The sequence below is a fragment of the Corynebacterium sp. HMSC072A04 genome, from assembly GCF_001809235.1.
GTDB classification, from domain to species: Bacteria; Actinomycetota; Actinomycetes; order Mycobacteriales; family Mycobacteriaceae; genus Corynebacterium; species Corynebacterium hiratae.
The window spans coordinates 26,557-47,749 of the sequence record NZ_KV796750.1 but is presented as its reverse complement, the minus strand read 5'-3'; the positions used below and the strand labels follow the sequence as shown (position 1 = coordinate 47,749).

Sequence of the window (21,193 nt, the reverse complement as noted above, 5' to 3'; positions counted from 1 at the left end):
AGGAGTCACGTTCTTCACAATGCCTGAATCATCCATGTCCCGCCTGGGCAACCAGTACCACTCCTGGGTACGCGCGCACCCCACCGCGGCGCAAGACTTCCGCGACGCCATCGAGGACTTGCTGAACGACGCCGGAATTATCTTCGACCGCGTGGCCACCCGTGTAAAACAATGGCCGTCGCTCAAGGCCAAGGCGAAGAAGCGTCGAGAGAACGGCGAGCTCATGTATCCGAACCCGTGGGAGGATATTCACGATGTTTTGGGCGTGCGGATTACTGTCTTCCACTCCACGATTATCCCAGAGGCCCTGGAGGTTTTAGGAGAGACCTTTACCGTGCTTCGCTCAGTGGATAAGGCAGCGGAGACGCGAATTTCCGGTGGGTTTGGTTATGGCTCCCATCACTTGGTACTGACGGTATCGGAGGATAGCGCCGCCACGCTGGAGGAACTTGAGCCTTATATCGGCTGGACCTTCGAGATTCAGATTCGCACCGTACTCCAGCACGCGTGGGCCGAGTTCGAACACGATATCCGCTACAAACAGGGTCCGAATCCTCCCTCCCCACAGGTCGATCGGCTCTTTACGCTCGCCGCAGGCCTCATTGAGCTGGCGGATCAGCAATTCGATGAAATCGCCGCGCTCAAGGCTCCCAGCTCTGAGACGGACGATGACGTGGAAATCACGGCAGAGACCCTCCCCGGCGTCCTCGCCATCATTCTGGGTAACCGCTTTCCGCGTTCACGCTCGGAGCACTACCGCTTCCTGGCGGAGCTTTTAGAAAACAACGGCATCACACACTTGAGCCAGCTCAGGCAGCTACTCGATGATGACGACATCGCCCACGTTCACGACGCCATGCGCTACCGCTTCCGCCCGGGCCAGGTCAGGCTTATCGACGACCTGCTGCTCAACAAATTCGGCGCCCAGCACATCGAGGCCACCGCCGATGCCGGCGACCGCAGGGACCGCAAGCGCCGCTTGAACGCGCGCCTGAAGGCCTTAAAGAACTTCCGGAATAATTAGCGGAATCCGCCGCGGAACTTCTCCATCTGCCGGCGCTCCTTCTTCGTGGGGCGGCCTGCACCGCGCGGGCGGACTGGGACGGAGGGCATGAACTCCTTCGGCGGTGGCGGCGGGGCATGGTCGATGTAGCAGGTCCGCGCGATGGGAGCGCCCACGCGCTTGGACACAGTGGCGAGCACCTCGAGATCATGTTCGTGGTGGTTGCGCCACACGCGCACGCGGTCGCCGGGGACAACCTGCTGCGCGGGCTTGGTGGCGTTGCCGTTGAGCTTGACGTGCCCGGCGCGCACCGCCGTGGCAGCTTCTGACCGAGTCTTGAACATGCGCACGGACCAGACCCAGGCGTCAATGCGGACGGGCCGCCCGTCGGGCTGATTCACCATAGGCGCTTAAAGGTTGTGGTTTTCGTTGACGATCTTCTGGATCTTTACCCAGTTGTAGGCGCCGCCGACCACGGCGACGATGAGGCCAATGGCCATACAGGTCCAGAAACCGGTAAGCGCCCAGCCCAAGAGCACACCGCCGGCGACGCCGCCCACGACACAGATAGCTCCGTTGCGTGCGTGGGTGCGCACGGCTTGCTTGCGTTGCTCAATGGGGTTGTTGGGGCGTCGCTGCATAGTCATGGGGCTTATTTTACATGGCCAGAAGCCCACACCCTTAAAGCTCCACCCAGGCTGTTCCGGCTTCCTTCGGCTCTACCCCACCCTGAGTCAGTGCCGCGAGCGTTGCAGCGAGTTTCTCCTCACCGCCGGGCTCAACGGACACGGTGAAGGTCACCGCCTGGCCATAAGCGGTATCCACCATGTCGACGCCGCGGTTGCGCAGCTCCGCTTCCAGCCGCCCGGCCTCCGCATGGGACACTTCGACGGTATAGAGCTCGCGCAAGGCACGCGTGACGGGCTCAACCTGCTCCATCGTCTCGCTGACGGCACCTCCATAGGCGTGCACGAGCCCGCCCGCGCCCAGCTTGATACCGCCGAAGTAGCGCACCACGACCGCACAGATATCGAGCAGTCCGGAGCCCTTCAGAACATCGAGCATCGGCTTGCCCGCCGTGCCGGAGGGCTCGCCATCATCGGAGGAGCGCTCCACTGGATTCGAGCCGTCAACGTGGTAGATGTAGGCCGAGCAGTGGTGGCGGGCGTCAGGGAAGCGGTCGCGGGCGCCGTCGATAAGCGTGCGTGCTTCCGCTTCCGTCGTGGCGCGGCCTATGAGGGTGATAAACCGCGAGCGCTTGATCTCAATCTCGTGCTCGACAATCTCACCGGCGGCGGGGCGCTGATAGCTCTCCAGCATTATGCGACGAGGAAGTCGTACTCAGGCGTGCCGGGCTGAAGCTGCTGGCAGTTGAGCTTCGATTTCTCCATTCGCTCCAGCAGTCCGTCGATACCTGCGGCACTCCCCAACTCGATACCCACCAGCGCGGCGCCGGTCTCGCGGTTGTTGCGCTTGAGGTACTCGAACAACGTGATGTCATCTTCAGGGCCGAGAACATCCTGCAGGAAGTGGCGCAGCTGGCCTGGCTCCTGCGGGAAGTTCACCAGGAAGTAGTGCTTGAGTCCGCGGTGCACCAGGGAGCGCTCCATGATTTCGGCATAGCGAAGCACGTCATTATTGCCGCCGGAAATCACGCAGACCACCGTTGAGCCCGGCTGCAGGTTGAGCGTGCGCAGACCGGTCACGCTCAGCGCGCCGGCAGGTTCGGCGATGATGCCCTCGTTTTGGTACAGCGCGAGCTGTTCCGTGCACACGGCGCCTTCCGAGACGATGTCATGGTGCAGGCGGCCCTGGTTGGCTTCCAGAATCTTGAAAGGCAGCTCGCCGATGCGCTTGACGGCAGCACCGTCGACGAAAGGATCGACGGTCTCCAGGGTCACCGGCTCACCGGCCGCAAACGCAGCGCTCAGCGACGCTGCCCCGGCCGGCTCAATGCCCACCACCGCGGTGCGCGGGGCCATATCGGCGAGGTAAGAGGTGATGCCGGAAATGAGTCCGCCGCCGCCCACGGGGACCACCACGGTATCCAAGGACTTGCCCATCGAGGACAGCTGGGACACGATTTCCGCGGCCACAGTTCCCTGACCGGTGACGGTATCGCGCGAGTCGAAAGGCTCGATGAAGAAGGCGCCGCGCTCGGCGGCATCCGCGTGCGCGGCAGCTGCTGCCTCGTCGAAGTTAGCGCCGGTGACCACCAACTCCACGAAATCACCACCGTGAACCAGGATGCGGTCGCGTTTTTGCTTCGGGGTAGGTTCCGGCACGTAGATCTTGCCGTGGATTCCCATGGTGCGGCAGGCGTAGGCGACGCCCTGGGCATGATTTCCCGCCGAGGCGGTAACTATCCCCTGCGTGCGCTGCTCTTCGCTGAGGTTTGACATGCCGTAAATAGCCCCGCGGATCTTGTAGGAGCGCACATCCTGCAGGTCTTCGCGCTTCAGGTACACCTCATAGCCTGTCTCTTGGGACAGGCGCGGGCAGTACTGCAGCGGAGTGGGGGCAATCTCCGAGCTAATTCGCGATTGGGCCAGTTGGATATCAGAGGCGTGGATAGGCTCGAAGTCTTGCGGGATGGTTGTCATGGTGGCTTATTTTAGCGCCCCGCCCTCCACGCGTCGCACATTACCTAGCAATCGACCGGTTCACCGAACGTTTACCCAGATCTCGCTTGGCCGCAACTTACTGTTCCCCAAAAGCTCTAGGGGCAAAACGTACGGTGGTGCGGAATCTTTTCGTCTCGCAACAAGGAGTCTTTCTGCATGTCTCGTTCTATCTCCCGCCGCTCCCTCACCCTGTGCGCTGCGACCGCCACGTGCCTTAGCCTGGCTGTACCGACTTCCTCGGCTGCGATTGTAGAGAATGTCATCGAACACTCTGCTGCCGACGCTAACCTCAAGGTCACCCCGATTGGCACCTATGAGTCTGGGGTCTACGAAGAGTCCGCCGCAGAGATCGTGGCCTTCCACCCGGCCTCCAAGCGCATTCTCACCGTCAACGCGCATGCGGGCCAGATTGATGTCCTCGATGCTTCGGATCCGACCAAGCTCACGCTCATCGGTTCCATTTCTGCTGGCGAGGGCAAGGAAATCAACTCCGTGGCCGTGCGCCCCGATGGCCTGGCTGTGGCCGCCGTCCAGCAAGCGGACAAGACCGAGGAGGGCGAAGCACTGTTCTTCAACGCCGCGGCCGAGGACCTAGCGACCGCCGAATTAGGGCGCGTGATGGTGGGCGCGTTGCCGGATAACGTCCACATCACCGCCGATGGTGGCTACGCTCTCCTCGCCAATGAGGGCGAGCCCTCGAACGAGCTCAACGCCGAGGGCACCGATTACGTCACGGACCCGGAAGGTTCCGTCTCCGTCATTAAGCTGCCGGAGGGTGTTGAGGCTCCAACCCAAGCGGACGCCCGTATCGCCGACTTCTCTGCCTTCGACGGTCAGCCTTTGCCGGAGGGCGTGCGCGTCTTCGGCCCCTCCGGCCACGATTCCACGCCCTCAATCGACTTCGAGCCGGAGTACATCACCTCCCAGGACGGCAAGGCCTTTGTAACGCTGCAGGAGGCCAACGCCATCGGTGTCATTGACATCGAGTCCGCCACCGTGGAAAAGATTCTGCCCGCACACATTGCGGATCACTCGACAGTCCCGCTGGACCCCTCGAACAAGGATGACAAGGCGGAGCTGCGCACCATCCCGGTTAAGGGTCTGTCCATGCCCGATTCCATCGGTGCCTTCACCGCTGGCGGCCACACCTACTTCGCCACCGCGAACGAGGGCGACGCCCGCGAATGGGGCGTGGAGGAGAAGGACGGCGGTTCCGGCGTTTACACCGATGAGGTGGAGCTCAAGGACGTGGTCGAGGATGGCAAGGTGTGCGAGGGCGCGCTTGGCGACGTCGACCTGGACAAGCTCGCCGACAAGAAGGAAGCCGGCAACCTGAAGCTGAGCAACGCCTCTGGCTGGAACGAAGAGAAGGGCTGCTTCGACGAGCTTTATGCTTACGGCTCCCGCTCCTTCAGCATCTACGACGCGGAGGGCAACGTTGTCTTCGACTCCGGTGCCGAGTTCGAAAAGATCACCGCCGAGCTCAACGAGCCGGGCGTGTTCCACCACAACGCCGATAATGAGAGCGCCGAGTTTGATGACCGCTCCGACAACAAGGGCCCCGAGCCCGAGGCTCTCACTATCGGCACCGTGGGAGACCGCACCTACGCCTTCATCGGCGCGGAGCGCGTCGGCGGCGTCTTCGTCTACGATGTCACCGACCCTGCTAACTCTTCCTTCGTTACCTACGTCAACAACCGCGACTTCTCCACCGACGAGTCCGCTGCTGCCGGCGACCTAGGCCCGGAGGGCTTTGCCTTCGTCGACAAGGCGGACTCCCCCAACGGCGAGTACCTGCTCATCGTCGGCAACGAGGTATCCGGAACCACGACCGTCTACTCCGTGAAGGATCTCCTCGCTGGCGACAAGGACGACGAGGAGAAGCCGGACGAGAATCCGGATGAGAACCCTGGCGATGACTCGCAGGACCAGGACGGCCAGAACAAGGACGGCCAGAGCTCCCGCCCATCCACCGCGGCCATCATCGCTGGTTCTGTCATCGGTGTCGTCGCCGCCCTAGCCGCTGCCGTAGGTCTGCTGCGTGCCCCGGGTATCCGTGAAACGGTTCTCAGCCTGGCCCCAGCACCGCTGCGCGAGCAGCTGGAGAAGTTCCTCTAACCCCTACCGCGCTCACGGGGAGGGCTGCTACATTGAAGTGGGCTTGCACCAAGCCCCCCCTTTTTTTCTCATCCCCTCGCATCCCTTCCCAAGGAGAACCCTCTGATTATGCGCCTTTCAACCTCCCTGATCGCTGTGTGCACCACGACCATGGCCCTGGTAACTCCGCTGGCTGCAGCCGACGACGCTTCTGGTAGCGCTCAGCCCGCCGCGCAGAGCCAGAGCGGACAGAACGGTCAGAGCTCCACTGGCGGAAGCTCGATGAACATCGGTCACACCAATACCTCCGGCCTCTCCGAGGAGTGCGCGGAGGCGGTGCGCAAGGCGCGCGAGGAGCACGAAAACGCGGTGGCCGATGACACTGCGGGCTCGTCCTTCATGGGGCCGAAGGAGCTCGGACTCGGCATCCTTAACGGTTATGGTTCCTCCGGTATGCCGGAAGTGCCGGACTGCGTCCAGGAAGAAAAGGACGCTGAGCTGGAGAAGGAATGGGACGAGATGCCGGACTGGGTACAGTCTGCACGCCCCAATGACACGGCCGAGGAGGTCTTTGCGTGGATCGGTGGCGCGGCTGCGTTACTCTCCGTCGGCATCAACCTGCTGGCCGCGGTCGCGCAGTCCAACCCGGCTGTCCTCAACGACCTGCGTGCCTTCCTCAAGAGCCACGGCTTCTACTGGGATAACACCAAGAAGAAGGAAGAGGCTGACGCGGCTGAGGAATAATTCCCTACCGCACGATCTCGAAGGCGCGAACCACACTTGGTTCGCGCCTATTTATTTCGCCCTCGGACGGGACCGCGCACTAGAGCATTTGCGCGCCCCAGCCCGGGCGACGGGTTAGAACAGTTCCTCCGTAGCGATCTGTGCGCCTTCGACGAGGGACTCCAACTTTGCCCACGCGATCTGGTGGTGCAGGCGCCCGCCGAGGCCGCAATCCGTCGAGGCGATGACGTTTTCGGGGCCTACCAGTTCTGCGAAGCGGATGATGCGATCCGCCACCAGGCGCGGGTGCTCCACGGTGTTCGTGGAGTGCGAAATCACGCCCGGGTAGATGACGGTGCCCTCCGGCAGCTTGTGGTCCTGCCACACACGCCACTCGTGCGCGTGGCGCGGCGAGGCGCCCTCGAAGGAGAAGCCGCCGACCTTGGCCTGCAGGATCTCTTCAATGATGTCCGCGAACGGAATATCCGTCACGTGCGGGCCGTGCCAGGAACCCCAGCAGATGTGCAGACGGGTCTGCTCGCGCGGGATGTCCTTGATGGACTCATTGAGGATGTCGATGCGCCCGCGCAGGAATGCCTGGAAGTCCTCTACGGTCGGCTCCGGAACCACCGAATCCCAAGCTTCGGCCAGATCCGGGGCGTCGAACTGCACGGTCAGGCCGGCATCAGTGATGGCCTTGTACTCCACCTTGAGCGCCTCACCGCAGGCGCGAACAAGGTCGGTTTCATCCTCGTAGTACTTGTTGGGCAGACGCGCCGCAGCACCCGGAGACAGGGCGGCGACGAAGCCTTCGGTGCCCTCGGGGAGGGCGTCGGCAAGCAGCTTTACGTCTGCTTCGACCTGCTCCTGGCCGATGTAGGTAACCGGGCCGGTGAACTCCGGGTTAGCTACCTTCTTGCGGCCGGTAAAGATACCCGAATCCGGATCGTTGTAAGCCTCGGCGAACAGTGCTCGGTCGCGGCGATCCTTCATCGAGGAAAGGCGAATCTTGCCCGGCTCGGAGCGGATCTTGTCACCGATTTCCCAGCGGTCCTTGTCCGTCATGGTCAAACCACCCAGGCGGGTAAAGGAGTAGTTCCACCAAGCGCCATAGTCCACAGCGCCGGAGGTGATGTGGCCGTACTCGCCCTCGTTGATGATGTCGATGCCGAGATCAACCTGGCGCTTGACCACGTCAGCGACCGAGCGCTGAAGAATCTCGTGGAACTTCTCATCGGAGATGGTGCCGGCAGAACGCTCGAGGTTAGCCTCCAGCAGCTCCTTGGTGCGTGGCAGTGAGCCGACGTGGGTGGTGCGGATCTTATTGACCATAGGAGGTACATTCCCTTTCAACTAGACTGTGCTGTCTAGCGTAACCCACGTACGAAGCACGGCCCGCTTCATTCTGTACTTTTATTCAGCATGCGGCCCCAACACGTGGGCTCACCCAAGGATGCCGGCGCCCATCGTCGCCTTGAGATCACCCATGAGGTTGCTGGAGCGCTCCACACGCAGATGTTCGCCGAGGACCATCATGGTGGACTCTTCGCCGTCGACAAGCGTGAGGTACACGTCGGACTCACCCTTGTTGTTGACCAAGACCTGCTTGAGCCGCGCAATGTTGTCCATCGTGCACTGATCCGTGCGCATGGTCAGTCGCAGCGGCAGCCCAGCACCGTTGCCCGGCCCCAAATCGGGAACGCGGATATCGGAGCAGAACAGGGACATGCGCTCATCGCGAATCTTCACCTGAACCTTGGCCAGGATGATGTTGTCTTCCGCAATCTGCGGGGCCACCAGCGAGTACACCTGGTTGAACACGAGGATATCCACTTGGGCGCCGTTATGGTCCTCGATGCTGACGATGGCCCAGGGCGAGCCATCGCGCTTGGAAAAGCGCCTGTCGACGCCCGAGATAATGCCGCCGATCACCAGCTCCTGGCCATTGCCCACTTCGCCGTTGAGGATCTTCGTAATCGGGGTATCGGTCTGCGCGTTGAGGGCTTCCTCGAAGCCATCGAGCGGGTGGCCGGACACGTACAGGCCGAGCATCTCCCTCTCCAGAGCCAGCTCGTGTTTGCGATCCCAGTTCTCGTCCGGGATATCGATAGCGAAGGCGGAGACAGAGTCGCCCTGTTCATCACCACCGCCAAAGCCAGCGAAGAGGTCGAATTGGCCCTTGTCGGCTGCTTTTTTGGTAGTCTGCACCGAATCCACAGCGTCCTCATGGATGAGCATGAGGCCCTTGCGCGGGTGCTCCAGGGAATCGAAGGCTCCGGCCTTGATGAGGGATTCGGTCACACGCTTTGAACACGCCGCCAGCTCGATCTTCTCCAGGTAATCGGAGAAGGACGTAAAGGCGCCTTTCTCACGGCGGGTCTTCACGATGGAATCCACCACTTCCCCACCGACGTTGCGGATAGCGCCCATGCCGAAGCGGATATCCTCGCCCACGGCCTGGAAGGTTTCTTGGGACTCATTGACGTCCGGGGAGAGCACGCGGATGCCCAGGTGGCGGCAGTCGGCCAGGTAGATAGCGGACTTGTCCTTCTTGTCACCCACCGAGGTCAGCAGCGCGGCCATGTACTCCGGCGCGTAATAGGCCTTCAGGTAAGCCGTCCAGAAGGACACCAACCCGTAACCGGCGGCGTGGGACTTGTTAAACGCGTAGGAGGCGAAGGGCTCAATGGTGCCCCACAGAGCGTCCATGGCTTCCTTGGAGTAGCCATTGTCCTTCATGCCGCCCCAGAATTTGTCATACTGCTGGGCCAGGACTTCCGGCTTCTTCTTACCCATGGCCTTACGGAAGCCATCTGCCTCGCCGGCGGTGTAGTTCGCCACCTTCTGCGAGATACGCATGATCTGCTCCTGGTACACGATAAGACCGTAGGTCTCATCGAGGATCTCCTTAAGCGGCTCCTCCAGCTCGGGGTGAATCGGGGTGATTTCTTTGCGGCCGTTTTTGCGGTCCGCGTAATCCCAGTGCGCGTTCACACCCATCGGGCCCGGACGGTAGAGCGCCAGCGACGCCACAATATCCTTAAAGCCCGTCGGCTTCATACGCTTGAGCAGCTCCTGCATGCCGCCCGAGTCGAGCTGGAACACGCCCAGGGTATCGCCGCGCGAGAGCAGGTCATAGACCTTTGAGGCATTCGGGTCATCGGCATGGAGGTCTTCTAGGTGGACTTCCTCGCCACGGTTCTTCTTGATGTTTTCCAGGCAGTCACCAATCACGGTGAGGTTGCGCAGGCCCAGGAAGTCCATCTTCAGCAGGCCGATGGCCTCACAGGCCGGGTAGTCCCAGCCGGTGATGTAGGCGCCGTCGGCTGGGCGCTTCCACATCGGGATGTGGTCCATGAGCCGCACCGAGGCCATAATCACCGCACAGGCGTGCACACCGGCCTGGCGGACCACGCCCTCGAGGCCGCGTGCGGTCTCATAAATCTTCTTGACGTCCGGGTCAGTCTCAATCATCTGCCGGACCTCGGTCGCCTCCGAGTAGCGCTCGTGCTCGGGGTCCATGATGCCGGCGAGCGGGATGTCCTTGGCCATGATGGCAGGCGGCAGCGCACCGTTAATGCGGTCCGCCATCTGGAAGCCCGGCTGGCCAAAGTGCACCTTAGCGGAGTCCTTAATGGCCTGCTTGGTCTTCACGGTGCCGAAGGTAATCACCTGGGCAACCTTGTCCTCGCCCCACCGCTCGGCGGCGTAAGTAATCATCTCGCCGCGGCGGCGATCATCGAAGTCGATATCGATATCCGGTGCGGACGGACGCTCCGGGTTCAAGAATCGCTCAAAGAGCAGGCCGTGCTCGATGGGGTCAATGTTGGTAATGGTCAGCGCGTAGGCCACGAGTGCACCGGCCGCCGAACCACGACCCGGACCGACGCGAATGCCGATGGACCGCGCGTGCTTAATGAGCTCGGCCACGATGAGGAAGTAAGAGGGGTAGCCCTTCATATCGATGACGCTGATCTCGTACTCAGCGCGATCGATGTACTCCTGCGGCACATCCCCACCGTTGAAGCGATCCTTCAGTCCTTCCATCACCTCGTGGGTCAGCCAGGAGGTTGGGGTGTGGCCCTCGGGGACGTCGGCAATCGGCATGCGATCGTGGGTGTGCTCCTCCCAAATCGCACCGTAGTCCTGCACGCGCTCCGCAATCCACAGGGTGTTATCGCAGGCCTCCGGCACCATGTGATCCCACAGTTCGCGCATCTGCGCGGCGGACTTGATGTAGTAGCCGGTGCCGTCGAACTTGAAGCGATCCGGGTCCATGAACGTCTTACCGGTCTGCACACACAGCATGGCCTCGTGCGCCGGGGCTTGGGACTCCAGCACGTAGTGGCAGTCATTGGTCACCAACGGCGGCAAGTCCAGCTTGCGGCCGATCTCCAGCAGGCCGTCGCGCGTGCGCTTCTCGATGTCCAGCCCATGGTCCATGAGCTCCAGGAAGAAGTTGTCCTTGCCGTAGATGTCCTGCCACATCGCGGCAGCCTCGAGAGCCTCGTTGAACTGGCCCAAGCGCAGGCGGGTCTGCACGTCGCCGGAGGGGCAGCCGGTGGTCGCGATGATGCCTTCGGCGTGCTCGGCAATAAGCTCCGCGTCCATGCGCGGCCACTTACCCAACTGGCCCTCGTAGGAAGCCAAGGAGGAAAGCTTGAACAGGTTGCGCAGCCCGGTTTCATTCTCCGCCAGCATGGTCTGGTGCAGGTAAGCACCGGAGGCGGAAACGTCATCGCGCTTCTGGTCCGGGGTTCCCCACAGCACGCGCTTCTTGTTGAAACGTGACTCAGGAGCCAGGTAGGCCTCGATGCCGATGATTGGTTTAATGCCGGCGCTGGTCATCCTTTGATAGAAGGCATTGGATCCATACATGTTGCCGTGGTCGGTCATACCGACTGCCGGCATGCCTTGGCGGAGAACCTCATCCGCCAACATGTCCACCTTGGCCATGCCGTCCAGCATGGAAAATTCGGTGTGGTTGTGCAGATGGACGAAGGAGGAGTTTTTGGCCATGCGGCTCATCTTAGCGGGGCCGTCAAACTTCGCCCGTAGGTCCTCGTTAAGGTACATTTTCTTAAATGTTCTACACTATTGCCGCCTATCTCATGTGGGGCTTCTTCCCAGCGTTCTTCCCGCTGCTGCGCCCCGCCAGCCCGTTTGAGATCTTGGCCCACCGCATCGTGTGGACTGCGGTTCTCGTCACCGCAATGCTGCTGGTGACTGGTGGCTGGCGCGAGCTGAAAGCGTTCAGCTTGCGCACCTGGGGGTGGATGTTTGCCTGCGGCGTGGCCATCACCATCAACTGGGGTACCTATGTCATCGCCATCAACAGCGATCACGTGGCCGATGCCGCACTGGGCTATTTCATTAACCCGCTCGTCTCCGTGGCCCTCGGCATTATCTTCCTCAAGGAGAAGCTGACGAAGGCGCAGGTGGCGTCGGTCAGCATCGCCTTCATCGCGGTGTTGTGGCTGACCTTTATGACGGGCCAGGCCCCCTATTATTCGCTGGCCTTGGCTTTCAGCTTCGGAATCTATGGCCTGCTGAAGAAACGCATCACGGTCTCCTCGATGGGCTCAGTGGCCGCGGAAACCTTGGTCATGCTCCCCTTCGCGCTGGTCTACCTGGGCTACCTCCAGGCACAGGGAGAATCCACCTTCACTACCGAAGGCCCCGGGCACATCGCACTGCTGATTACCTCCGGCCTCGTCACCGCTCTGCCGCTGTTGTGTTTCGCCCAGGGCGCTAAGCACCTGCGCCTGTCTACGCTCGGCATGCTGCAGTACATGACCCCCATCATGCAGATGCTGTGGGCACTGTTCGTCACCCAGGAGCACATGTCCACTGAGCGCTGGATCGGTTTTGCCATCATCTGGGTGGCGGTGATCATCTACCTGGCGGACTTGGTGCGCATGGGCCGCGCTTCTCGACGCCGCGCCCGCCTCCACCCCGCCGACGCATCACCCACCGCAGAGGGCTAACGGCGCTTCAGCTCTTCGCGCGCTTGACGAGCCTGGGCGCGCCGGGCGGATTCCTCGCGCGCGTTGAGCGCCCACCGCGGCATGAGGATGGCCATGGCGATGCAGTAGATGGCCACCACGATGAGAATGCCGAAGGTGAGCTTGTCCGCTCCCCAGATTCCTTGCGCGATGGCGGCCCCAGAGGCGATGAACGCGCCCGCCCACATCAAGAGGTAGGCAAAGCGGTAGTTCGGCGGCCACTCGGTGGTGTTGGGAAACAGGCGCATGTCTTCTCCTCGGCTGTTCTAGCGGTTCTCATTCTGTCCGACGTTGGCGGGCGGGCGCACGCCGAAGGAGCCCCATGCGGCGTCAGCGGGCGCGACCTCCACGGTATCGACCCGCGGATCGTTAGCGAGGGCGCGCAGTTGACTCCCCCCGGAATAGACCACGACGGCATCGACCTTCGCTGGTGCATCCTCCGCCATGTCACGGGCATGGTCGGCCACGCGGGCCAAGACGGTATCGATAACGTCGGCGCGCGTGGCGCCGGCGACAGGCTCGGGGACCGCGATGGGCGCGGCCAGCCCGATCACGATGGCATCCATGCGCTCGACGGGCTGCAGGGCGTCGCTCACGTCCTGCGGACTCAGCGGCTCGCGAAAGCCCACCAGCGCGTAGGCCGGATCGGTTGTGTGCGCTAATGAGGTCTCCGCGCGCTCCCGATAATCGGCCGCGCTCTCCGAGCCATCAGGGCCAAGTTGGTCTCCCTGCACCGCCGTGCTGGGCTGCGTTCCGAAGAGCCCGAAGGCGACCACCACTGCCAAGGCGAGCACGGCCAACAGCACCAGCGCCGCGGCACGGCGGCGCCGGTAGATGCGTTGGCTGGCGCGTCGCTGCGGGCTCATCCGCGCAAAACCTCCACGGCGTGCTTGAGATCGTCCGGGTAGGGTGCAGTGCACTCGAACCACTTGCCGGTTCCCGGGTGGGTAAAGCCGAGTTCGACCGCGTGCAGCCACTGGCGGTTAAGCCCCACACGCTTGGCCAGGTTCGGGTCACAGCCATACATCGGATCGCCGACACAGGGATGCCCGGTGGCGGACATGTGGACACGGATCTGGTGGGTTCGGCCGGTCTCCAAATGAACCTCGAGGAGGCTAGCCTCGCGGAAGGCCTCCAACAGCTTGTAATGTGTCACGGCCGGTTTGCCGTCATCGACGACCCCAAATTTCCAGCCCGCCGAAGGATGACGGCCAATGGGTGCATCAATGGTCCCCACGATGGGATCCGGCAGGCCCTGCACCACGGCGTGATAGGTCTTCTGCACGGTGCGCTCGCGGAAGGCGTTCTTGAGTTGGGAGTAGGCGCGCTCGCTGGCGGCCACCACCATGACGCCTGAGGTCCCCACGTCGAGACGGTGGACAATACCCTTGCGTTCGGTAGGGCCGGCGTCGGCAAGCGCATAGCCTGCTGCCCGCAGCCCGCCGATGACGGTGGGCCCATCCCAACCCAACGTGGGGTGCGCAGCCACACCCACGGGCTTGCACACGCAGATGATGTCCTCGTCCGCGTAGAGAACATCCATGCCCTCCACCAGCTCTTCTTTGGGGATGAGCGGTTCCTCCGGCGCTGGCATCATGACATCGATCCAGCCGCCAGCACTTAAGCGCTCGGACTTGCCCACGGCGGCACCATCGATTTCCACGTCTCCCGCCGCGCACAACTGGGCCACCCGGGCCCGCGAAATACCCAAGAGCTTGGCCAGGGCGGCATCCGCGCGCATGCCATCGAGGCCCTCGGGCACCGGCAACCTACGACTTTCGCGCATCAAGCTTCCCCCGCTTCCTGCTCTTGTGGCTTTTCTTCCATCTCAGCCCAGAACATCGCGCCAATGAAGACCACGACGCCACAGGTAATGGCTGCATCCGCAATGTTGAAAACCGCGAAGCTGCCCACGGAGATGTAATCCACCACGTGCCCAAACCAAAACCCTGGTTCACGCACGAGGCGGTCGATGAAGTTACCCAGGGCGCCTCCGGCGATCATCGCCAGACCTATCGCCTGCCACTTATCGTGAATGCGCGGGGCGGCGATGGCCACACCAATGATGAAGACCAATTGGATCGTGGTAAACAGCCACGTCGAGCCCTCCCCGCCCATAGAGAAGGCGGCGCCGGGGTTAAACAGAAGGTAGAAACGGAACCAGTCACCGATTACCGGCAACGCTTCACCTTCAGTGAGGATGGACAGCATCAGCGCCTTCACGGCTTGGTCGACGGCGGCCACACCGAGCACCACCGCAACCATCACTCCGATATAACTCCTTGCTTTCACCCGTTCCATTCTAAACAGGCTCATCCGGTAATTTGGAATGCGTGTTTCGTGTGAGAGCCCTAGCAGTCCTGTCCGCCACCGTCCTGGGAGTCGCCGGCGCGCTGAGCGGCTGTTCCTATTCCCAGCCGGCCAAGCCAGTCGAGGAGCCAGTGGGCTTAGCCCTCGACGCCCCGCGCGTCACTCTTCTGGAACCCGGTGAGGGCGCCGGCACAGTCTTGGCGTACAAGGATCTCGACGCATCGCAAGAGCTGACCTATGAGGTCGCCACGGGCTTCGACCAGCAATTGCGCAAGGACGGCAGCACCGCTCCTTCGCCGGCGACCAAGGACAAGGTCACTCTTCCGCTGCAAGCCTCGGTGGAAGCTGCCACCGAGAATGTCGAAGGCCAGTTGCCGGCTAGCCGCAACGCCTTCGTCACTGTGGGCAAGCCTGAGGCTGACGGCACGGACGTCACATCCGCCGAGGGTTTCCAGTTTGGATGGCGCGGCACGGATACGGGCCAGATGAACTCGCTGCGCCTGGCCGCCCCGCAGGCGGCGACCGATCAGGCCCGCAGCACCGTCGAGCGCGCCATCACCAGCCTGACCTCACTGCCCATCGTCTTCCCTGATGAGGAAATCGGCCCGGGTGCTACGTGGGTGGTGGAATCGCGCGTCACTGGAGAATCCACGCTGTTGCAAACCACGACCTATACCTTGGACAAGCTGGACGGGGATATCGCTGAGCTCAGCGTGAAGATTGAGCAGCGGCCTTCCCTGGGCGCACTGTCCTTCGACGGCGCCGACGCCCCCGAAGAGCTACGTGGCAAGGAGCTGAAGGTTACGGACCACACGTCGACCTCGGAGGGCTCCGTTACCGTTGATCTGACCAAGCCGCTCCCCACCGCCGGCGATGTCTCCGTGACCACCGCGATTTCTTATGGTGCGGAAGGCTCTGATCTTCGCGTGGTGCAAACCAGCGCCACCGAGATGGAGTTCACCACCGAGTAGCCTGCTTCGCGCCTCACCTTCCCGCGCGAGATCACCGCGAGACAGCCTCCGCACAAGGCAGCGCCCACCACCTGGCTGGCATGAGATCCAGCGAGTGGCGGGCGCTTAAGTAGCGAGTGGCGGGCGCTTAAGTTATGAAAACCTGGTTTTACTGGGCGGGAGCCTCAGCACCTTCTGCGGGGGCGTCGGCAGGCGCCTCAGCGCCTTCCTCGGCGCCAGCGCCTTCCGGCACGGAGTCCGCACACATCTCCGGGACCTCTTCCGGCGGGACGATGTTGGTGACCAAGACACAAGCCCAGGTCTTAGACAGCTTCCACGTGCCGCCCTCGTTGATGAACTCCACCTGGTCAGCGGTCTGCTGCTGGCCATCAGGGGTGTTGATGTGGACGGTAGCGAGCGCGGAATCCGGCACGAGGCCCGGGATGACCGGGGCCACAACCTCGAAGGTGGCACCGGATTCGGCCTGGGACTGCGACATGACGTCGAAAAGCTCCGGCGCCGTTTCGCTGCCCTGCACCAGCTGCACCTTCTCTTCCTGCGGCAGGTTCGGGTCGGCAGCCTTAGCCAAGATCTCGTTGAGTTCCTCCACGGAGGGCATCTCGGTGGAGACAACCTGCGAGGCGGAGGTTTCGCCCGAGGGCTTAGCGGCGGTGCTGTTCTCGGCCGCGCCATCGTCGGAAGACGAGCAGGCGGACAGGGCAGTCGCGGCGCCCAAAGCCAGGACGGCGGCGCTCAGCTTGAAGGATTTCACAAATACTCCTCACGTTGGGGATCGTGGTTCATCCCTTTTACTCTAGCGCCCGCGAGCTTCACCCTGGGTTTCCCGCGCAGGTGTGCGCCTGTAGTAGCCTGCTGGCATGACTTTTGCACTCATCGCCACCGGTGGCACCATCGCCTGCACGACGGTCCGTGACGGCTCCCTCGTCCCCACCGTCAGCGGCCAGCAGCTGGCCGCATCCCTAGGCACTGCGGGCAGCCCTCACGATATCGAGGTGGTGGAGTTCCGCGCCCTGGACTCCAGCTCGATTACTTTGGCAGACCTCGATGAGCTGCTGCTGTGCGTACGTGACCAGCTGGCCCGCCCGGACATCGACGGCGTACTCATCACGCATGGCACCGATTCCTTGGAAGAGACCGCCCTAGCGTTGTCTCTTTTCGACCTCGGTGCGGGCCCCATCGTGCTCACGGGCGCGCAGCGCGCCTTTGACCACCCGGATGGTGACGGACCGCGCAACCTGCGCGATGCTTATGAACTTCTGTGTTCTGGGAAGCCGGGTGTGTGGGTGCAGTTTGGCGGCCGCACCATCCCTGGGCGTGGCGCGCGCAAGTGGCACACGTCGCAGCTCAACGGCTTTGAGGAGCTGCCGGTGGGAGAAACCTCCTTAGAGCCCCTCCCCCTGGCGCCCTTGGCTGAGCACCCAGTGGAGATCATCGCGGCCTACCCGGGGGCCGGCGCCACGCTTGTCGACGCCTCCCTCCCCCACACCTCCGGCCTCGTCATCGAGGCAATGGGCTCCGGCAACATGGGCGCGGAGATGGGTGCCGGCGTAACCCGCGCGCTACAGGCGGGTGTGCCCGTGGTGATTAGCACCCGCACGCCCTATGGAGTGACAAAGCTGGCCTATGGCGGTGCAGGCGGTGGAGCCACCTTGGGCGAAATGGGCGCGGTGGCTTCCGGCGGATTCCGCGCAGGCCAAGCCCGCATCATGCTCGCCGCTGCCCTCGCCACGGGTACCCCGGTGGGCGAGATGTTTAGCTCGACCCCGCCTGCCACGACCTATACCGCGGGCTAGCTGTCCTCTCGTGGTGGGGCCTCTACCGCGTCCTCGGGGTCGGCGTCTTCATCCGGCGGGATGTCCTCCCACGCCAGTGAGTCCAGCGGGTCGGCGGGGCGGAGGTCTTCATCCTCAGCCGCGAAGGAGCGCACGAACCCCGGGCCCGTAGCGCGGGTTTCAAAACGCACGCTGACCACCCCGTGGCCCGCGCCCTGGATCCAGCCGTGGCCGAAGTCGGGGTGGTAGACGTCTTGGGTCGCGCGCCACCGGTGTCTCAGCGATTCTTCGGAATCCGCAGCTCCACCCGCCGGGGAAACACTCTCGGGGACAGATGGCGTCCCCGGCAGATAATCACTGACCCCGGTTTCGTAGTCCGTGTCCGGCGCCCGGCGCACAATCTCACGGTCCAGTTCCGGAAAGAGCACGTCTTGGCGGGCCTCTTCCAGCCCTGAGTAGCTCACGCCCACCAGCCTGATCGGTCCGAGCTCCTCCGGGTAGCGGGCCAAGCTCAGTGCTTTGGCTTCGAGCACCTTCAGGTCATCGGTGGCGTAGGGCAAGGTGGCTGAGCGTGACTCGATGTGAAAATCCGCCATCCGCAGCTTCACCGTCACCGTGCGCGCGCCGCGCCCATCCTTGAGAAGGCGGGCATGGGCACCGTGTGCTGCGCGAATCAGCGCCGCATCTACCTCTGCCGCCGTGCGCAGATCCGTTGGGTAGGTGAATTCCGTGGAGATCTGTTTGGCAATCGCACGCGGGGCAACTGGACGCTCATCAATCCCTTGGGCAAGCTCCCACAGCTGCACCCCCACCACGCCGCCGAGTGAAATCTCGACTTCCTTGCGGCTCATTGCGGCCAACTGGCCGATGGTCTCCACCCCGATGGCGGCGAGCTTTTGCTGGGTGACCGGGCCCGCACCCCACAGCTTGCCCACCGGCAGCGGGTGAATGAGCTCATCGAAGCGCTCCTGCGGGACCACGAAGGTGCCGTCCGGTTTGGCCTCCCCCGAGGCGATCTTCGCGCTCTGCTTTCCAGCACCCGCTCCAATAGAGCTGGGAAGGCCCGTCTCCGTTCGAATCACGCGGCGCAGGTTCTCTGCCCACTCGCGAACCTCGGCGGGTGAGGCACCGACTAGTGCCTCAGGTTCCATGAAGGCCTCGTCGATGGAAAGCTGCTCGATGACCCCAGCGTGCTCCGCAATGATCTCAAATACCCGGCGCGAAGCCGCCGAATAGACTGCTCGGCGAGGTTGCACCACCACGGCACGAAAACCCACGAGCTGCTGTGCACGGAACATGGGCATGGCGGAATGCGCGCCATAAGCGCGCGCCTCATAGGAAGCACCCGCGACGACCCCGCGGCCGGACGTCCCTCCCACCAGCACCGGACGACCGCGCAGGGTGGGCCGAGTCAGCTGTTCCACCGAGGCATAGAACGCATCCATGTCGATGTGAAGAACCCAGCGCTGCATAGCTACAAGTCTAAAACATATATTCGCATCCACAAGGAAGCCCTAGACAGACAAAGAGAACTAGCTCTCACGCGCGGCGTGAGTGATCTATGCCCCACGATTGACGTGTGGTACTAGACACTAAGGCCCGCATGCATGCATCATGTATACATGCAAAAAGACAAGGTACCTGCCGCAGAGCGGGCCTATGAGCACCTCAAGCGCCGCATCATCGACGACGAGGTCGATGACTCGGATATGCTCTCCGAAGCCGCCCTTGCCGCCGAGCTAGGGATGAGCCGAACCCCGGTGCGCGAGGCTTTCCTCCGCTTGGAGGTAGAAGGCTTTTTGAAGCTCTATCCCAAGCGCGGCGCGTTGGTCGTGCCCATCAGCCCCCGCGAGATCCGAGAGGTCTACGAAGCCCGCCTCCTCGTGGACGAGCACTCTGCCCGACACATTTGCGGGCTCCCCGCCGAGGAACGTGAACTCATTGCCGATGTCCTCGATGCCACCATCGAGGAACAGAATGCCGCCCTCGACAACTCTGATCTGCGCACCTATACCCAACTAGACGCTAAGTTTCACCAGACCATCATGGACAACGGCGGCAACCGCCTGCTGGCGCACCTCGGCCATACGCTGCGCGAGCGCCAACAGCGTTTTACCGCCACCGCCATCGGCCGCAGCGTTGAGAAGGCACGCGCCTTCGTGGCCCAGCACGCCGTGCTTGCCGACGCCCTCCGCACCGGCGACATCGACTCCTATCTCACCGAGCTCCACTCCCACCTCAACTCCTCAAGGAAGCAACTGTGACTGTCTCCGCGCATTCGAACCCTGCTGTCGAGGCGCCTTCCACTGAGCACGACGCCTTTATAGACCCCGACTCTGCCGAAAGCCCCGCCTCTTCGCACTCACCTGTCCGCTCCCTCGAAGCGCCGCTTCCAAAGCGTGCGTGGTACCCCGTCGCTGGCTCAATGATTGCCGTGGCGTGGGGCGGAAACGAGTTCACCCCGCTGCTGGTGATGTACCGCGAGACCTCCAACTTTTCCCAGGTGACGGTCAATGGGCTTCTCGCCGCCTACGTCGTAGGTATTATCCCCGCCCTGCTGATCGGCGGCCCACTATCCGACCTGCTTGGCCGCCGCCCCCTGCTGCTCCCCGCAGCGCCGCTGTCTCTGGCGGGCTCTTTCTTGCTGTCCATCGCCCCCAACGAGCCACTCATCATTGCGCTGGGGCGTGTCTTATGCGGCATGGCCTTGGGCTTGGTCATGGCCGTGGGCTCAACGTGGATTACAGAGCTCATCACGCGTGCTGGCGGGGACCCGGCGGCAGGCGCGCGCAAAGCGTCCTTGTGCTTGACCGCAGGCTTCCTCGTGGGCGCAGGTATCGCTTCGATACTGGCTCAGTGGGGCCCATGGCCGACCCACACGGCTTATATCCTCCACATGCTGCTTACGCTGCTGACCGCTGTGTGGATCCTGCATACCCCGGAGACCCGCCAGCCCAGCCAGGGCGACGTCAAGACCACAGTCTTGGAGCTTCGGGTGCGCGACATGCTGGAGATGCTGCATATCCCAGCCGTTGCTCACAAACGCTTCCTCCGCGTCGTCGTTCCCGTCGCCCCATGGGTATTCGGTTGCGCGGGAGCAGCCTATGCGCTGCTGCCACAGCTCTTGTCCGACTCGGCGGGTGATGCCCCCATTGCTTTCTCCGGCCTGATGACCGTTATCACTCTGGGGTGCGGTGTCGCTGTCCAGATGTTGGGCCGTCTGGTGGATACCCATCAGTCTGCACGCGCCTCGGCGCTGGCCATGTTCGTCATCACCGTCGGCGCCATCCTCGGGGCCTTCGCCGCTCACTCGCTCTCCCTCCCGCTCGGCATCGCCGCCGCCGCGACCATGGGCGCAGGATACGGCCTGGCACTCGTCGCCGGCTTGTCTGAGGTCCAACGCATCGCGGGCGAGCGTGAGCTCGCCGGCCTGACCGCCGTGTACTACTCCATTTCCTACACCGGCTTTTTCATCCCGATGGCCTTCAGCGCACTCGCGCCCTACATCGGTTTCACCGCGTTGTTCAGCATCGGCAGCTTCTTGGCTCTGGTCTGCCTCATCAACGTCATCCTTGCCTGGCGCGCACACCTGCCCGGCACCCGTCGCTAGCGCACACGCCCCGTCATCGCGGCACTCTCCGGGCCGCCCTGTGCCACCAGTGCGCAGATGCTCAAAGCTCCGCTTCCC

General features: G+C 63.0%; 20 protein-coding genes. 8 read left to right on the top strand and 12 right to left on the bottom strand.

Features of this window, described 5'->3' with window-relative positions:
• Nucleotides 1–19 precede the first annotated feature (19 nt).
• Nucleotides 20–1,024: a GTP pyrophosphokinase gene (locus tag HMPREF2565_RS02740; RefSeq protein WP_070546801.1), complete on the top strand. Its 1,005-nt coding sequence runs from the start codon at nt 20–22 to the stop codon at nt 1,022–1,024.
• On the opposite strand, the gene HMPREF2565_RS02735 is transcribed toward HMPREF2565_RS02740, so the two are convergent.
• Genes HMPREF2565_RS02735 through ilvA form a run of 4 tightly spaced genes read right to left on the bottom strand, consistent with a single transcriptional unit; the run spans nt 1,021 to nt 3,606 of the window.
• The gene (locus tag HMPREF2565_RS02735; RefSeq protein WP_010190494.1) at nt 1,021–1,407 is read right to left on the bottom strand and encodes an RNA-binding S4 domain-containing protein; all 387 of its coding nucleotides are present in this window, start codon (nt 1,405–1,407) and stop codon (nt 1,021–1,023) included. The two genes, HMPREF2565_RS02740 and HMPREF2565_RS02735, sit on opposite strands and share 4 nt — an antisense overlap.
• Before the next feature lie 6 nt (nt 1,408–1,413).
• On the bottom strand, nt 1,414–1,650 hold the full coding sequence (locus HMPREF2565_RS02730; RefSeq protein WP_070546804.1) for a hypothetical protein: 237 nt from the start codon (nt 1,648–1,650) through the stop codon (nt 1,414–1,416).
• 34 nt (nt 1,651–1,684) lie between these two features.
• Nucleotides 1,685–2,323, bottom strand: coding sequence for a YigZ family protein (locus HMPREF2565_RS02725; protein ID WP_071406840.1), 639 nt, complete (start codon nt 2,321–2,323; stop codon nt 1,685–1,687).
• Nucleotides 2,323–3,606: a threonine ammonia-lyase IlvA gene (gene ilvA / locus HMPREF2565_RS02720; RefSeq protein WP_070515721.1), complete on the bottom strand. Its 1,284-nt coding sequence runs from the start codon at nt 3,604–3,606 to the stop codon at nt 2,323–2,325. The genes HMPREF2565_RS02725 and ilvA overlap by 1 nt, the downstream gene beginning before the upstream one ends.
• A gap of 177 nt (nt 3,607–3,783) precedes the next feature.
• Here ilvA and HMPREF2565_RS02715 point away from each other — a divergent pair, with 177 nt between their 5' ends.
• Both HMPREF2565_RS02715 and HMPREF2565_RS02710 read left to right on the top strand, forming a co-directional pair.
• Nucleotides 3,784–5,745 carry a choice-of-anchor I family protein gene (locus tag HMPREF2565_RS02715; protein WP_071406839.1) on the top strand — a complete coding sequence of 654 codons (1,962 nt, stop codon included), beginning with the start codon at nt 3,784–3,786 and terminating at the stop codon, nt 5,743–5,745.
• 108 nt (nt 5,746–5,853) lie between these two features.
• Nucleotides 5,854–6,468 carry a hypothetical protein gene (locus tag HMPREF2565_RS02710; RefSeq protein ID WP_070512509.1) on the top strand — a complete coding sequence of 205 codons (615 nt, stop codon included), beginning with the start codon at nt 5,854–5,856 and terminating at the stop codon, nt 6,466–6,468.
• Between the two features lie 114 nt (nt 6,469–6,582).
• Here the strand turns inward: HMPREF2565_RS02710 and HMPREF2565_RS02705 are convergent, their stop codons facing one another.
• Nucleotides 6,583–7,779 (bottom strand): cobalamin-independent methionine synthase II family protein, encoded by a 1,197-nt coding sequence (locus HMPREF2565_RS02705; RefSeq protein WP_071406838.1) that lies wholly within the window; start codon nt 7,777–7,779, stop codon nt 6,583–6,585.
• 111 nt (nt 7,780–7,890) lie between these two features.
• Nucleotides 7,891–11,466, bottom strand: a complete 3,576-nt coding sequence (dnaE, locus tag HMPREF2565_RS02700) for a DNA polymerase III subunit alpha (protein WP_070546904.1) — start codon at nt 11,464–11,466, stop codon at nt 7,891–7,893.
• Between the two features lie 65 nt (nt 11,467–11,531).
• Between dnaE and rarD the strand changes: the two genes are divergently transcribed.
• A complete protein-coding gene (gene rarD / locus HMPREF2565_RS02695; RefSeq protein WP_070546813.1) occupies nt 11,532–12,434 on the top strand; it encodes an EamA family transporter RarD in 903 nt (300 codons plus the stop codon).
• On the opposite strand, the gene HMPREF2565_RS02690 is transcribed toward rarD, so the two are convergent.
• The 4 genes from HMPREF2565_RS02690 to lspA are packed head-to-tail and all read right to left on the bottom strand — an operon-like array spanning nt 12,431 to nt 14,753.
• Entirely contained in the window at nt 12,431–12,700 is a 270-nt protein-coding gene (locus tag HMPREF2565_RS02690) for a hypothetical protein (RefSeq protein WP_049155293.1), read from the bottom strand. The genes rarD and HMPREF2565_RS02690 overlap by 4 nt on opposite strands.
• A gap of 18 nt (nt 12,701–12,718) precedes the next feature.
• On the bottom strand, nt 12,719–13,318 hold the full coding sequence (locus tag HMPREF2565_RS02685; RefSeq protein ID WP_071406837.1) for a hypothetical protein: 600 nt from the start codon (nt 13,316–13,318) through the stop codon (nt 12,719–12,721).
• Complete coding sequence (locus HMPREF2565_RS02680; RefSeq protein WP_070512496.1) at nt 13,315–14,238, bottom strand: RluA family pseudouridine synthase; 924 nt, start codon at nt 14,236–14,238, stop codon at nt 13,315–13,317. Before HMPREF2565_RS02680 ends, HMPREF2565_RS02685 begins: the two co-directional genes overlap by 4 nt.
• Nucleotides 14,238–14,753 (bottom strand): signal peptidase II, encoded by a 516-nt coding sequence (lspA, locus tag HMPREF2565_RS02675; protein ID WP_071406836.1) that lies wholly within the window; start codon nt 14,751–14,753, stop codon nt 14,238–14,240. Before lspA ends, HMPREF2565_RS02680 begins: the two co-directional genes overlap by 1 nt.
• A gap of 32 nt (nt 14,754–14,785) precedes the next feature.
• Between lspA and HMPREF2565_RS02670 the strand changes: the two genes are divergently transcribed.
• Nucleotides 14,786–15,733: a DUF6263 family protein gene (locus HMPREF2565_RS02670; RefSeq protein ID WP_071406835.1), complete on the top strand. Its 948-nt coding sequence runs from the start codon at nt 14,786–14,788 to the stop codon at nt 15,731–15,733.
• A 148-nt stretch (nt 15,734–15,881) separates the two neighbouring features.
• Here HMPREF2565_RS02670 and HMPREF2565_RS02665 read toward each other — a convergent pair whose 3' ends face one another.
• A complete protein-coding gene (locus tag HMPREF2565_RS02665) occupies nt 15,882–16,484 on the bottom strand; it encodes a WKL family lipoprotein (protein ID WP_046647983.1) in 603 nt (200 codons plus the stop codon).
• A 106-nt stretch (nt 16,485–16,590) separates the two neighbouring features.
• Between HMPREF2565_RS02665 and HMPREF2565_RS02660 the strand changes: the two genes are divergently transcribed.
• A complete protein-coding gene (locus HMPREF2565_RS02660) occupies nt 16,591–17,526 on the top strand; it encodes an asparaginase (RefSeq protein ID WP_070701780.1) in 936 nt (311 codons plus the stop codon).
• Here the strand turns inward: HMPREF2565_RS02660 and HMPREF2565_RS02655 are convergent.
• Entirely contained in the window at nt 17,523–18,977 is a 1,455-nt protein-coding gene (locus HMPREF2565_RS02655; protein ID WP_071406834.1) for a DNA polymerase IV, read from the bottom strand. The two genes, HMPREF2565_RS02660 and HMPREF2565_RS02655, sit on opposite strands and share 4 nt — an antisense overlap.
• A gap of 150 nt (nt 18,978–19,127) precedes the next feature.
• Between HMPREF2565_RS02655 and HMPREF2565_RS02650 the strand changes: the two genes are divergently transcribed.
• Together HMPREF2565_RS02650 and HMPREF2565_RS02645 are read left to right on the top strand one after the other, a co-directional pair.
• The gene (locus tag HMPREF2565_RS02650; RefSeq protein WP_071406833.1) at nt 19,128–19,769 is read left to right on the top strand and encodes a GntR family transcriptional regulator; all 642 of its coding nucleotides are present in this window, start codon (nt 19,128–19,130) and stop codon (nt 19,767–19,769) included.
• Nucleotides 19,770–19,930: 161 nt separating this feature from the next.
• Entirely contained in the window at nt 19,931–21,115 is a 1,185-nt protein-coding gene (locus HMPREF2565_RS02645) for an MFS transporter (protein WP_210385871.1), read from the top strand.
• Nucleotides 21,116–21,193: the final 78 nt, after the last annotated feature.